Genomic DNA, 14,215 nt, shown 5'->3' with positions numbered 1-14,215 from the left:
GCAGCTCTTTCAAGGACCCACCATGCGTAACAACCAGCCAGTCACTCAGCGCGAATTCGTGTTTGACGACCAGGCGACATTAATGTCGACCACCGATATCAACAGCTATATCACCTACGCCAACGACGCTTTTATTGAGGTCAGCGGTTTTACGCCGGAAGAGGTCAACGGACAGCCGCACAATATGGTGCGCCACCCCGATATGCCGCCAGAGGCGTTTGCCGATATGTGGGCGACGCTGAAGCAGGGTGAGCCCTGGTCCGCGCTGGTCAAAAACCGCCGTAAAAACGGCGATCACTACTGGGTGCGCGCCAATGCGGTGCCGGTCGTGCGCGACGGCAAAGTGCAGGGTTTTATGTCGGTGCGCACCAAGCCCGACGCGGCGGAAATTCGCGCCACCGAGGCGCTCTATCGTGATTTCCGCGAAGGGCGAGCCAAGGGACGCCGCTTCCATAAAGGGCTGATTGTGCGTACCGGCTGGCGACGCGTCGGCTCGCTACTGAAAACAATGCCGCTGCGCTGGCGTATCCGGCTGCCGCTGATGACGCTGCTGCCGCTGGCGGCGCTCAGCGCTGCGCTGCTCGGGATGACGCCCGCGTCGCTCGGTTGCTTTACCGGCGGGATGGCGATCCTGCTGCTGCTGACCAGCCTGTGGATGGAACAGCAAATCTCGCGGCCTGTTGAACGTATTTGCCAGCAGGCGTTGAGCGTGGCGACCGGCGCCAGCCATAAGGTTGAAGAGATGGAGCGCGTCGATGAGGTCGGGATGACGCTGCGCGCCGTCGGCCAGCTCGGCCTGATGTTTCGCTGGCTGGTGGATGACGTTAGCGGTCAGGCGATTAACGTCCTCAGCGCCAGCGACTCTATCGCCAACAGCAACAACGAGCTGAGCCGTCGTACCGAGCAGGCGGCTGCCAACGTGCAGCAGACCGCCGCCACCATGAATGAAATGACCGCCACGGTGAAGAGCAATACCGAAACGGCGGGCGAGGTTAATACGCTTTCGGCGCACACCAGCCAGGCGGCGAGCAAGGGCGGTGAAGTCATACAGGAGATGGTGAGCATGATGGCGGAAATCGCCGAAAGCTCGCAGCGCATCGCCAATATTACCAGCGTAATTGACAGCATCGCCTTCCAGACGAATATCCTCGCGCTTAATGCCGCGGTGGAAGCGGCGCGCGCGGGCGAACAGGGCAAAGGCTTTGCGGTGGTGGCGGGAGAAGTGCGCAGCCTGGCGCAGCGCAGCGCGAAGGCCGCCAGCGAAATTAAAAGCCTGGTGGAAACCAGCGCCAGCCGCGTCCAGCTTGGCAGCAATCACGCCGACGCGGCGGGTCGCACCATGCAGGATATTGTCGCGCAGGTGCAGAACGTCTCTTCACTGATCGCGCAGATCAGTGCCGCCACCGCCGAGCAGTCCACCGCGCTGAGTGAAATCTCTACGGCGGTAGAAGATCTCGACGATATTACCCACCGCAACGCGGCGCGCGTGCAGGAGAGCGCGGAGGCGTCGGGGCGTATGACGCATCAGGCTAACCGACTGGTGGAAGCCATCAGCGTCTTCCGCTAAGAGGCGATGCGGCTCTCATCCCGCCCGGCGCGCAGCGCGCCGGGCGGCTGACCGACAATACGCTTAAAGGCGCGGCTAAAGGCCGCCAGCGAGCCGTAGCCAAGCTGGAACGCCACCACCTCCACCGCCTCGCCGTTATTGACGATGCGCTGCACCGCCAGCCGCATACGCAGTTCGGTCAGGTAGCGCAGCGGCGTCATGGTCGTGGCGTTCTGAAAGCGCTCGGCAAATACCGACCGCGAGCAGCCCGCCACCCGCGCCAGTCTTTCAACCGTCCAGCTCTCTCCCGGCTCACGGTGCATCGCGGCGATCGCTTTGCTCAGACGCGGATCGCGCATCGCCTGTACCAGCCCGCTGCCCTGACCGCAGCCGTTCTCTACCCAGCCGCGCACGATCAGCGCCGCCACCACGTCCGCCAGCCGCGACAGGATACCGGCGAACCCGGCGTGCCGCGTGCGTGACTCGCGCTCCATCGCGTCGAGAATGGGCTGGATCTCCGGGTACTTCGACAGCAGCGTACTGACCAGCATGATATCCGGCATGGTGTTGATCAACGGCTGCATGCCGCCCAGCTCGAATTTCATACAGGCGCTGAATAAAATCACGCTCTCCTCATCGTCGCAGGCGTCGGCGGGCGCGCCGATGGCGCACACGCTGTCGCAGATCGGCTTGCTGACGAAGGCGGCGATGTTTTCGCTGGCGGCGTCAGGCGACGAGAGCAGGCTGTGCGGTTTGCCATGCGGGATCAGCAGCGCGTCGCCGGTATTCAGGGTGAAAATCGCACCCGACGCGCCACGCACCAGCAGCGGCCCGCGCCCGACAAAGTGAAACTGCGCGCGGCCCGACGCCTGCTCATAGCGCAGCCCGAAGGGCGCAGAGAGCTGAATACGCTGATAGGTCACGCCGTGAAGCCGCATTCCCATCAGCAGCTCGCTGGTCAGATCTTCATAATGGCTCATGGCATTCCAGACGAATTATCAATAATGAAGGTGTTGCCATCATAGATCGTCTTGCCCGCACTCTCTATGCTCCAGCCTTAATCATTTTTTCTCTGGAGAAGCTACATGAGTCTGAGTACAGAAGTGGCTGATGAGGTTTCCGTACCCGTTCGTCCCGCCTGGGGCGCGGTATTTTCAATGGCGTTTGGCGTATTCGGGTTGATCACCGCCGAGTTTCTGCCGGTTAGCCTGCTGACGCCGATCGCGGCTTCGCTGCAGGTATCGGAAGGGCAGGCGGGCCAGACGGTGACGGTGACTGCGCTGGTGGCGCTGCTGACCAGCCTGGTGGTGGGCAGCGTAACGCGGCGGCTGGATCGCCGGGTAGTGATGCTGGCCTTTACGCTGCTGCTGGTCGCCTCGGCGCTGCTGGTGGCGCTGGCGAGTAACCTGACGTTGATCCTGCTGGCGCGCGTGCTGCTCGGTATGGCGATTGGCGGTTTCTGGACGCTCTCGACCGCGATTACCATGCGTCTGGTGCCGAGCGCTCAGGTGCCGCGCGCGCTGTCGATCGTTTTCAGCGGCATTTCGCTGGCGACCATCATCGCCGCGCCGCTCGGCAGCTACCTCGGCAGCCTGATCGGCTGGCGCAATATCTTTATGCTCACCGCAGGCCTGGGCGTGCTGGCGCTGATCTGGCAATGCTTTACGCTGCCTGCCATGCCGCCGGAGAATAAAGCGCGCAGCGGCGGCGTACTCGATCTGCTGCGCAGCGGCCTGATGCGCTGGGGCATGCTGGCGGTAATTATGATGTTTACCGGCCACTTCGCCTTCTTTACCTATCTGCGTCCCTTCCTGGAGAACAGCGCGCAGCTGAGCCTGAATCAGCTGTCGCTGGTGCTGCTGGCGTTTGGCGTGGCTAACTTTTTCGGCACCTCGCTGGCGGGCTATCTGGTGACGCGCAGCGTATCGCTGACGCTGAGCGTGATGGCGCTGGTGATGAGCGCGACCGCGCTGCTGCTGGTGAGCTTCGCCGATGTCTCCTGGCTGGTCGCCGCGGGCGTGGCGCTGTGGGGACTCGCTTTTGGTTCGATGCCGACCGGCTGGTCCACCTGGATCTCGCGCGCGGTGCCGGACGATGCCGAATCGGGCGGCGGTCTGCTGGTGGCGACTATTCAGCTGGCGATTACCGCAGGCGCGGCGGCGGGCGGCTGGATGTTCGACTTACAGGGCGCAGGCGGCGTCTTTCTCGCCAGTGGCGTACTGATGCTGCTGGCAGCCATCACCATCTTTACCCGAGTGCGTCATCACGGATAAAAAGCTTAAGGGCAGCGAAATATGCTGCCATTTTTTATTATTCCAGCGAGTTAACCTTTTGCGGTGCGGCTACACCAATTGTGCGCTTTCATCGTCAGTAAATTTGATAAAGAACGGCAATTATCTCCGCTATCCGCTGCATCATCCTCGGTCTATTATTCATATCAACAAGGCGACACGCCTTAAATTACTAAACATCTACCGAGGAATTGACCATGAAAACCATCAAAACTTTTGCTGCTGTTATCGCTCTCTCTGTTCTTCCGCTGACCAGCTTCGCGCAGAGCGTAACCGCTACCGACTCGACGCTGGACGGCGCGGAAGCAAAAATCGCGGCGCAGGCGAAAGACGCGGGTGCATCATATAAAGTGACCGAAGCCTACACCAACAACGGCGTGCATATGACCGCTGAACTGCTGAAATAAGTCTGACCGGCTGTTGCTGACAGGACGCCTTCGGGCGTCCTGGCGGCGTTGTAAGCGCGGGAAACCGCTTCCCTTTCGGCGTTAAATCCTTATCATTTGCTAAAAAACATATCTTTGACGGCTTCAGGGCCGCTTCTCTTTTTGCAGGGTTTGCAATGTGAGCTTTCCAGCACTGCCTGACGGCGGTGAATCTTTACTATGGAGAGATCATGAAATCCTTATCCTTTGCGCTGCTCGCTACCGCGCTCTTTTCCGCCTCCGGCATGCTGGCGCATGCAGACGAACTCAGCCAGCCCGTCAGCAAGGGCGCTTATGAACTCGCCTTCAGCCCCAGCGACAATGCGCTGTTCCTCGCCGCGTCCCTGGGCAATGATGCGCCGGGCGGCGCGGTGTTCCGCCTCGATCCGCAGACGCTGGCCGTTAAGCAAACCGTTTCTACCGAGCTGAAAAGCTTTGGCGCGGCCATTAATCCGCAAACCAACGTGCTTTACGTCGGCAATACCGTGAACGGCGCGCTCACCGCCATTGACGCCGCCAGCGGCAGGGTTATCAACACGCTGGTGCTGGACGGCCGCAAGCGCAGCGAAAACGTGCGTCCGCTGCAGCCGCGCGAGATCGCCGTCGACGTGAAAACCGACCGCGTGTACGTTACCGGGCTTGGCCCGCAGAGCGTGGTCTGGGTGGTGGATGGCAAAACGCTGCGGCTGATTAGCGTGGTGCCGAATACCGGCAAAATGGGCACTGGCCTGGCGGTCGACAGCGAGCGGCAGAAACTCTACATCACTAACAGCGATGGCGAGCTGGTCACCATCAACACCCGCACCAACGCCATTGAAAAGCGCCAGAAAATCGACGGCGATAACGCGCATTTCTTCCTGAATATCGCGCTTGATACCCAGGGCCAGCGCGCTTTCCTCAGCGACTCGAAGCAGCCGCAGGTGCTGGTCATCGATCTGCGCGATCAAAAGGTGATCCAGTCGATCGCCGTTCCAGAGTCGCTGGCGGTGCTGTTTAATCCGCACAGTAATGAGCTTTACGTTACGCACCGCAAAGCGGGCGAAGTAAGCATCATTGACGCTGCCAGCTATAAGGTAAAACGCAGGGTTAAAACGCCAGGCCTGCCTAACAGCCTGGCGCTTTCCGCCGACGGCAGGACGCTGTTCGTCAGCGTCAAACAGCCAGGCTCGCGCAAAGAGCCGCCGAAAGATCCAGACAGCGTGATGCGCATCGCGCTTTGATTTCACTGTTAGTTTCAGGGGCGGCTGCGGGCCGCCCTTTGCATTTCTTCGGCTACCTTTAAAAGCGTGCCGCTGCCTGGCGGCATCAACACCATTGGAGAGGATGCAATGAGCCAGTTCCTGATGAATGAAAAAAATAATCTGGTCAACGAAGCGATAGAGGGCGTACTGCTGAGCACGCCCTGGCACAACCTCAGCCGCCTGGATTTAGGCGACGACATTCGGGTCGTGGTGCGCAACGACTGGGACAAAAGCAAGGTGGCGCTGATTTCGGGCGGCGGTTCAGGGCATGAACCGGCCCATGCCGGTTTCGTCGGCAAAGGGATGCTGACCGCCGCAGTCTGCGGCGATATTTTCGCCTCCCCCAGCGTTGACGCGGTGCTGAGCGCCATCATTAACGTCACCGGCGACGCGGGCTGCCTGCTTATCGTGAAAAACTACACCGGTGACCGGCTCAATTTCGGCCTGGCGGCGGAGAAGGCGCGGGCGCAAGGCTATAAGGTCGAGATGGTAATGGTGCAGGACGATATCGCCCTGCCGGACAACCCGCAGCCGCGCGGCATCGCAGGCACCGCGCTGATCCATAAAATCGCCGGTTATGCCGCAGAGCAGGGGCAGTCGCTGGCGCAGGTAAAAACGCTGGCGCAGCGCGCCATCAAGGGTACGGCAAGTATCGGCGTCGCCTTTTCGACCTGTCATATTCCCGGCGAAAAGCGCGACAACCGCGTTAAAGAGGGAGAGAGCGAGCTGGGCATGGGCATCCACGGCGAGCCGGGCGTTATTACGCTGGACACGCAGAACAGCGAAAAGCTGGTCAGCATCATGACGGAGAAACTGGCTAACAGCCTCTCTTCCGGCACCAGAGCGGTGCTGCTGGTCAACAATCTTGGCGGCTTCTCTATGCTGAAGCTGGCACTGGTAACGCGCGAGGTACTGAAAAGCCCGCTGGCGGCGCAAATCAGCCATCTGATCGGCCCGGCGACGCTGGTGAGCGCGCTGGATATGAAAGGGTTCTCGCTGACGGTGCTGCAGATCGAGGCGGCATTTCTTGAAGCGCTGAAGGCGCCGGTCGAGGTGCTGGGCTGGGTGCCGATCCATGCGGTAGAGCCGGTGACGACGCTGAGCAGCCAGCGCGTGGTCAGCAAGCTGGAATTTACGCCTTCGCAGGATGAGCAGACGGCGCGGGTGGTGAGCCGCGTTGCGCAGACGCTGATTGACCTTGAAGCCGAGTTGAACGCGCTGGACGCTAAAGTTGGCGATGGCGATACCGGCTCGACCTTTGCCGCGGGCGCGCGCAAGGTGAAAAGCGCGCTGGAGGCGCAGCAGCTGCCGCTGGCGGATCTGCCGTCGCTGTTCGCGCTGGTGGGCGAACAGCTGGCGACGGTGATGGGCGGGTCGAGCGGCGTACTGATGTCGATCCTCTTTACCGCGGCGGGCCAGCAGCTGGCGCAGGGCGGCACGCTGCCAGAGGCGTTACAGCAGGGGCTGGCGCAGATGAAGCACTACGGCGGCGCGCAGATTGGCCATCGTACGCTGATCGATGCGCTGGAACCGGCGCTGGAGGCGCTGGTCGCGGGTAAAACTCTGGCGGAGGCGGCAGAGGCCGCGGCGCAGGGGGCTGAATCGACGGCGCAGATGCAGAGCGCCAGAGCGGGGCGCTCCTCTTACCTGAATCAGCAGACGCTGGATGGGGTGAAAGATCCCGGCGCGTACGCCGTGGAGCGGGTTTTCGCCGCGCTGGTTTAACATCTGATCGCTGTCCCGCGCACCGGCTGCGCGGGACCTTTTACTGCTGGATCCTGCCGCGCTACTCGTTTTCCGCCGCTTCGCGCATCATCTCCTCATGCGGAATATCCTGCAGGATTTGCTCAAAGCTGCGCAGACGTTTGTAGATCGACATCAGCTCCACCAGCGTCGACCAGGAGGTGATTAGATACTGGAACGAGGAGCGCACCTGGTCGAATACGTTAGTGATCTGGTTCAGCAAACCGAGCGTAATGGTGCCCGCCACGATTGACGGAAACAGCACAAACAGACCGAAGACGTTATCGACCTGCAGATAGAGAATGCGGGTGATATTAAAGTAGAGATAGTGAAAGTAGAGGCGGAAGTAGTTAACCCGCACGCGGCTAAACAGCGCCTGCACCGTCGGCGGCGTCGCGCGCTCGGGATCGTCCTCGCCATAGACCAGCTCTTTACGGTAGGCCGCCTCAACCCGCTGATTGCGGAACTCCAGGCCCGGCAGCTTAATGCCCACCAGCGCCAGCAGCGCTGTGCCGAAGAGCGACCAGAGCAGCGCTGCAATCACCAGCGCGTAGGGAATATTGCCGAGAATCGGCACGTCTTTAACGTGGTGCGACAGGCCAATCAATACCGGCAAAAAGGCCACCAGCGTCATAATTGCCTGAATAAAACTCACGCCCCAGCTCTCCAGCGTACTGGCGAAGCGCATGGTGTCTTCCTGCACACGCTGCGCCGCGCCTTCCACCTGACGCAGGCGCTGCCAGTTATGCATGTAGTAGTTGTTCATCGCGGTGCGCCAGCGGAACACCCAGTGACTGATAAAGAATGAGTTCATCACGCCAATGACCACGGCAATAAGCGCGATGCCAAGAAAGGCCACCACTTCGGCGTAAAAACGGTTTATCTGCACCGAGCCCGCTTTAGTCAGCGCCTGCTGAATCAGATCGTAGAACGGGCCGTACCAGGCGTTAATCGCAACGCCGACCTGCACGCCGAACCAGGTGACGAAAATAATCAGCGCCGAGCCCCAGACCGACCAGCGCTGCCACGGATGATTATCAATAACGCGCCAGGCCAGGGCGAATATCGCCACGACAATCCAGTAATAGCTGTAGAACCAGAGCTGGCTGGGCGCGATAAAGCGCGCGGCTGTAGTCGGCAGCTCCTGCTGCATCGCGGCATGTAGCGCTGACCAGCGTGACGGCAGATCGTCGGCAAAGCCGAACCAGGCAAAAATCGCGATCAGACTCCAGATCGCCGCCGTGCTGAAAAACAGCGCTGGCCGGGGGAAAAAGGACTTAAACATAGGCTCTCCGCTGTTGTATGCACCCTTTTATAACGTTTTTTAGCGTTATTTGTCTGTTGAGTGTTGTTTCTGAAGGTGACAGCTTTCGCCCGCGTCAGGTAAAGCATTCCGACGAGATGTTAATGAATTTGTGCGAATTTGTTTTGACGAACTAAATGTTTCGCCACAACGGTGTTACACTAGCGCCCGCTGTTACCGGTAACAGTGCTGCTGTAACCCTTAATCCGCATAAAAAAATCATTACAACGCAACTGTTTAACTTTCATGCCGCATTATAAGCGGTACTGAGGCAATGTCATGTCAGAACAAAAACGTGGGCAGACACGCAGGGATTTTCTGTTAAAAACCATTGCGCTGGCACCCGCTATGGCGGCGGGCAGCGCCGTCGTCGGCGGCTTCAGCGTCGCGCCTGCTGTGCAGGCTGCCGATCCCGCTGCTGCGCAACCCGCGCGCGACTATCAGCCGAGCTGGTTTACCGCAGAAGAGTTCGCCTTTATCAAAGCAGCCGTCGCACGCCTGATCCCTAACGACGAGCGCGGCCCTGGCGCGCTGGAAGCGGGCGTGCCGGAGTTTATCGACCGCCAGATGAATACCCCTTACGCTACCGGCGCTAACTGGTATATGCAGGGGCCATTCAATCCGGATCTGCCTAAAGAGCTGGGCTATCAGCTGCCGCTGGTGCCGCAGCAGATCTACCGTCTGGGCCTGGCAGACGCCGACGACTACAGCAAGCGTCAACACGGCAAGGTGTTCGCCGATCTCAGCGGCGAGCAGCAGGATGCGCTGCTGCAGGCGATGGAGAGCGGCCAGGCCGATTTCCGCCAGCTGCCGGCGAAAACCTTTTTCGCCTTTCTGATCCAGAACACCCGCGAAGGCTTCTTTAGCGACCCGATTCACGGTGGCAACCAGAATATGGTGGGCTGGAAGCTGATCGGCTTCCCCGGCGCGCGTGCCGACTTTATGGACTGGGTTGAACGCGGCGAGCGTTATCCCTTCCCGTCAGTTTCTATTCGCGGGGAGCGCGCGTAACCATGGCAAACGAAATGAAAAAAGCAGATGCGGTGATCGTAGGTTTCGGCTGGGCCGGCGCGATCATGGCGAAAGAGCTGACCGAAGCCGGACTTAACGTGGTGGCGCTGGAGCGCGGCCCGCATCGCGATACCTATCCTGACGGTTCCTATCCGCAGTCGATTGACGAGCTGACCTATAACATCCGCAAAAAGCTGTTCCAGGATCTGTCGAAAAGCACCGTGACTATCCGTCACGACGCTTCACAGACGGCGGTTCCTTATCGTCAGCTGGCGGCGTTTCTGCCGGGCACCGGCACCGGGGGCGCGGGCCTGCACTGGTCCGGCGTACACTTCCGCGTCGATCCCACCGAGCTGCGTCAGCGCAGCCATTACGAAGAGCGCTACGGCAAAAACTTTATTCCGGAAGGGATGACAATTCAGGACTTCGGCGTCACCTATGACGAACTGGAGCCGTTCTTCGACAAGGCGGAGAAGGTCTTCGGCACCTCCGGTACCCCCTGGAGCATCAAAGGTCAGGTGATCGGCAAGGATAGCGGCGGCAACCCGTTCGCGCCGGATCGCTCTGATAAATTCCCGCTGCCTGCGCAGAAGCGCACCTGGTCGGCGCAGCTGTTTGCCGAGGCGGCGAAATCGGTGGGCTATCACCCCTACGATCTGCCATCGGCCAACACCTCCGGCCCGTACACTAACACCTACGGCGCGCAGATGGGGCCATGCAACTTCTGCGGCTACTGCAGCGGCTACGCCTGCTACATGTACTCGAAGGCGTCGCCGAACGTAAACATTCTGCCTGCGCTGCGCCAGGAGCCGAAGTTCGAACTGCGCAACAACGCCTATGTGCTGCGCGTTAACCTGACTGAGGATAAAAAGCGCGCCACCGGCGTGACCTACGTCGATGCGCAGGGGCGTGAAGTGGTGCAGCCGGCGGATCTGGTGATCCTCTCAGCGTTCCAGTTCCACAATGTGCACCTGATGCTGCTCTCCGGCATCGGCAAGCCTTACAACCCGATTACCAACGAAGGCACCATCGGCCGCAACTTCGCCTACCAGAATATTTCGACCCTGAAGGCGCTGTTCGACAAAAACACCACCACCAACCCGTTTATTGGCGCGGGTGGCGCGGGCGTTGGCGTAGATGATTTCAACGCCGACAACTTCGACCACGGGCCATACGGCTTCGTCGGCGGTTCGCCGTTCTGGGTCAACCAGGCGGGCACCAAGCCCATCTCTGGCCTGCCGACCCCGACAGGCACGCCGAACTGGGGCAGCAAGTGGAAAGCAGCGGTCGCGGATACCTATACGCACCATATCTCCATGGACGCCCACGGCGCGCATCAGTCTTACCGCGTCAACTATCTCGACCTCGATCCTAACTACAAAGATGCCTACGGCCAGCCGCTGCTGCGCATGACCTTTGACTGGCAGGATAACGACATCAAAATGGCGCAGTTTATGGTCGGCAAGATGCGCAAAATCGCCGAAGCGATGAGCCCGAAGATGATTATCGGCGGCGCGAAAGGGCCGGGTACCCACTTCGACACCACGGTGTACCAGACCACGCATATCAGCGGCGGCGCCATTATGGGCGACAATCCCGCCACCAGCGCGGTGAACCGTTATCTGCAAAGCTGGGACGTGCCAAACGTCTTTGTGCCGGGCGCATCCGCGTTCCCGCAGGGGCTCGGCTATAACCCGACGGGGATGGTAGCGGCCCTGACCTACTGGTCGGCGAAAGCGATCCGCGAGCAGTATCTGAAAAACCCGGGTCCACTGGTGCAGGCATAAGGAAATGGCGATGAAAAACGGCTTACTGGCCCTGATTCTGGGCACGATGACCTTTGCCGCGCTGGCGGACGATAACGGCGGCGATCGGGTAAAACGCGGCGAGTATCTGGCGCGCGCGGGCGATTGCGTCGCCTGTCACACCAGCAAGGATGGCAAACCTTTTGCGGGTGGCCTGCCGATGGCGACGCCGATCGGCACCATCTACTCCACCAATATCACGCCCGATAAGGCGACCGGCATTGGCGACTACAGCTACGACGACTTCCAGAAGGCGGTGCGTCACGGCGTGGCGAAAAATGGCGATACCCTCTATCCGGCGATGCCTTACCCTTCCTATGCGGTGGTGAGCGACGACGATATGCAGGCGCTTTACGCCTACTTTATGCATGGCGTCGCGCCCGTTGAGCAGGCTAATAAAGAGAGCGCGATTCCCTGGCCGCTGTCGATGCGCTGGCCGCTGGCGATCTGGCGTTCAATGTTCGCGCCGGACGTAAAAGCGTTCCAGCCTGCGGCGCAGGAGGATCCTGAGCTGGCGCGCGGTCGCTATCTGGTAGAGGGGCTGGGCCACTGCGGCGCCTGCCATACGCCGCGTAGCATTACCATGCAGGAAAAAGCGCTGAACAACGGCGAAGGCAGCGACTATCTGGCGGGCAGCAGCGCGCCGATTGACGGCTGGACCGCCAGCAACCTGCGCGGCGACAACCGCGACGGGCTGGGGCGCTGGAGCGAGAACGACTTGCGCCAGTTCCTGCGCTATGGCCGTAACGATCATACCGCCGCGTTTGGCGGCATGACCGAGGTGGTGGAGCATAGCCTGCAGCATCTCAGCGATGAGGATATCGCCGCGATTGCGCGCTACCTGAAGTCGCTCGGCGCGAAAGATCCGAGCCAGGCGGCCTTTAGCCAGGACGACGCCACGGCGAAAGCGTTATGGAAAGGCGACGACAGCGCGACCGGCGCATCGGTCTATGTCGATAGCTGCGCGGCCTGCCATAAAACCGACGGCAGCGGCTATCAGCGCTTTTTCCCGGCGCTGCGCGGCAATCCGGTGGTGATGACTGACGATCCCACCTCGCTGATCCATATCGTGCTGGCGGGCGGTACCTTGCCTGGCGTAAAAGGCGCGCCGTCGACCATCACTATGCCGGCGTTCGGCTGGCGGCTCAACGATCAGCAGGTCGCGGACGTGGTGAACTTTATCCGTACCAGCTGGGGCAACGGCAGCCAGTCGAAGGTCACGGCGAAGGATGTGGCGAAGCTGCGTGAAGATAAGACGATAAAACCTTATCAGGGGAGCGCGGATATTCATCAGCTCGAAAACCCGTAGTGCTCAAAGGCACCCGGCTGACGCCGGGTGCCTTTTCCCGCCTCTTTAGCCTTTCATCGCGCGCTGACGCTTAAATATTTTCCAGATCGATGCCGCGCGTCTTCGGCCCGTAAATCCCTACCGAGAGCATCACAATCAGCATACTTGCCACAATAAAGGCGATAACGCCCTGACTGCCCGCATACTGCAAGATCAGGCCGATCAGGATACTGCTGAACACCGTCGAGAGGCGGCTGAAGGAGTAGCAAAAGCCGACCGCGCGGGCGCGGATATGAGTCGGGAAAATCTCTGTCTGGTAGGCGTGATAGCTAAAGGTCAGCCAGGCGTTGGACCAGGTGATCAGGAAGCCGCAGACAATCAGCAGCGCCGGGCTGGTCTGAAAGGCGAACAGCGTGCCGAACACCACGGTCATCAGACAGGACAAAACGATCTGCCATTTGTTCTCCAGCTTATCAGCGTAGCGGCTGGAGATCAGCGAGCCGAGCGGGTAGGCAAGGGTAATGAAAAAGGCGTAGAGCAGGCTGTGGGTGACGGTGGCCCCTTTGCCCGACAGCAGCGCTGGCAGCCAGTTGCCAAAGCCGAAAAAGCCGATCGCCTGAAAGAGGTTCATCACCACCAGCATCAGGGTGCGCTTGCGGTAAGCTGGCGCCCAGATTTCGCTGAACCGGCCGCGTTTTGGCAGCTGCGCCGCCGCGTCATCCGGCGGGAAATCCGCGCCGGGAGCGACGCCACAGCGTTTTTCCATGGCGCTCAACACCTGATGCGCCTCCTGATGGCGTCCCTGCTGCGCCAGCCAGCGCGCCGACTCCGGCAGATCCTTACGGATAAACCAGATCGCCAGCGAACAGATCGCGCCCGCGATCACCACCCAGCGCCAGCCCTCAAGACTCAGCACTGTTTGCGGCACCAGCCACCATGACATCAGCGCCACCGCAGGCACAGAAAGGAACTGCACAAAGAAAGAGAAGGCGAAGGCTCGGCTGCGCAGATGCGTCGGCACCCATTCCGAGAGATAGGTATCGATAGTGACCAGTTCGATGCCGAGGCCGATGCCCACCAGAAAACGGAACAGAATAATCATCTCCGCGCTCTGCTGAAAAGCCATCAGCAGGGAGAAAATGCCATACCACGCCAGCGCGCACATAAAGGTCAGGCGGCGGCCGAAGCGGTCAGCATAGGGTGCCAGCAGGCTGGCACCAACAAACAAGCCGAGAAAGGTCGCGGAAGCGAAGGCGGCCTGATCGGCGATGCCGAACACGCCTGCGCTACCGGTATGGAAAACGCCAGCAGCCAGCAGACCAGAGCTGATATAGCCGGTCTCGAACAGGTCGTAGAGTTCAAAGAAGCCGCCGAGCGCGAGCAGCGTAATAAAACGCCACAGGCCTCGCGATGACGGCAGGGCGTCGATGCGCCCCGCTAAGCTGCTGTTATGCGGCGTCGGCGCAGCGAACGCCGGCGCTATCCCTGAAGGGCAGGTTGTTGTCATTATTTTATGAACCTCGGTGTGACGGTGTTTGCCTGTCCTGCTAACGGCGTGGCGA

The 14,215-nt window shown here is 60.4% G+C and carries 11 protein-coding genes; 8 read left to right on the top strand and 3 right to left on the bottom strand.

Annotated features, from left to right (window positions below; translation table 11 throughout):
- Positions 1-22: 22 nt before the first annotated feature.
- A complete protein-coding gene (locus tag B3797_RS00270; RefSeq protein ID WP_311790054.1) occupies positions 23-1,567 on the top strand; it encodes a methyl-accepting chemotaxis protein in 1,545 nt (514 codons plus the stop codon).
- On the opposite strand, the gene B3797_RS00265 is transcribed toward B3797_RS00270, so the two are convergent.
- Positions 1,564-2,526, bottom strand: coding sequence for an AraC family transcriptional regulator (locus tag B3797_RS00265; RefSeq protein ID WP_311790053.1), 963 nt, complete (start codon positions 2,524-2,526; stop codon positions 1,564-1,566). The two genes, B3797_RS00270 and B3797_RS00265, sit on opposite strands and share 4 nt — an antisense overlap.
- Before the next feature lie 105 nt (positions 2,527-2,631).
- Here B3797_RS00265 and B3797_RS00260 point away from each other — a divergent pair, with 105 nt between their 5' ends.
- From B3797_RS00260 to B3797_RS00245, 4 genes are all read left to right on the top strand, one after another.
- On the top strand, positions 2,632-3,819 hold the full coding sequence (locus B3797_RS00260) for an MFS transporter (protein ID WP_311790052.1): 1,188 nt from the start codon (positions 2,632-2,634) through the stop codon (positions 3,817-3,819).
- Between the two features lie 215 nt (positions 3,820-4,034).
- Positions 4,035-4,244 (top strand): DUF1471 domain-containing protein, encoded by a 210-nt coding sequence (locus tag B3797_RS00255; protein ID WP_120455222.1) that lies wholly within the window; start codon positions 4,035-4,037, stop codon positions 4,242-4,244.
- A 209-nt stretch (positions 4,245-4,453) separates the two neighbouring features.
- Positions 4,454-5,482 (top strand): YncE family protein, encoded by a 1,029-nt coding sequence (locus B3797_RS00250; RefSeq protein WP_311790051.1) that lies wholly within the window; start codon positions 4,454-4,456, stop codon positions 5,480-5,482.
- A gap of 108 nt (positions 5,483-5,590) precedes the next feature.
- Positions 5,591-7,228, top strand: coding sequence for a dihydroxyacetone kinase subunit DhaK (locus tag B3797_RS00245; RefSeq protein WP_311790050.1), 1,638 nt, complete (start codon positions 5,591-5,593; stop codon positions 7,226-7,228).
- 61 nt (positions 7,229-7,289) lie between these two features.
- Here the strand turns inward: B3797_RS00245 and sbmA are convergent, their stop codons facing one another.
- Positions 7,290-8,531, bottom strand: a complete 1,242-nt coding sequence (sbmA, locus tag B3797_RS00240; RefSeq protein ID WP_311790049.1) for a peptide antibiotic transporter SbmA — start codon at positions 8,529-8,531, stop codon at positions 7,290-7,292.
- A gap of 297 nt (positions 8,532-8,828) precedes the next feature.
- On the opposite strand from sbmA, the gene B3797_RS00235 reads away from it, so the two are divergent.
- From B3797_RS00235 to B3797_RS00225, 3 genes are read left to right on the top strand one after another with little or no spacing between them, the layout of a single operon-like run.
- A complete protein-coding gene (locus tag B3797_RS00235; RefSeq protein WP_120455229.1) occupies positions 8,829-9,560 on the top strand; it encodes a gluconate 2-dehydrogenase subunit 3 family protein in 732 nt (243 codons plus the stop codon).
- A gap of 2 nt (positions 9,561-9,562) precedes the next feature.
- Positions 9,563-11,347: a GMC family oxidoreductase gene (locus tag B3797_RS00230; protein ID WP_311783298.1), complete on the top strand. Its 1,785-nt coding sequence runs from the start codon at positions 9,563-9,565 to the stop codon at positions 11,345-11,347.
- A 10-nt stretch (positions 11,348-11,357) separates the two neighbouring features.
- Positions 11,358-12,674, top strand: a complete 1,317-nt coding sequence (locus tag B3797_RS00225) for a cytochrome c (protein ID WP_311790048.1) — start codon at positions 11,358-11,360, stop codon at positions 12,672-12,674.
- Between the two features lie 70 nt (positions 12,675-12,744).
- Here B3797_RS00225 and B3797_RS00220 read toward each other — a convergent pair whose 3' ends face one another.
- Complete coding sequence (locus B3797_RS00220) at positions 12,745-14,160, bottom strand: MFS transporter (protein ID WP_311790047.1); 1,416 nt, start codon at positions 14,158-14,160, stop codon at positions 12,745-12,747.
- Positions 14,161-14,215 lie beyond the last annotated feature (55 nt).

The organism is Pantoea sp. UBA5923 (assembly GCF_002431095.1).
In the GTDB taxonomy this organism is placed as follows: Bacteria; Pseudomonadota; Gammaproteobacteria; order Enterobacterales; family Enterobacteriaceae; genus Pantoea; species Pantoea piersonii.
This window is presented reverse-complemented; position numbering and strand designations above follow the sequence as displayed.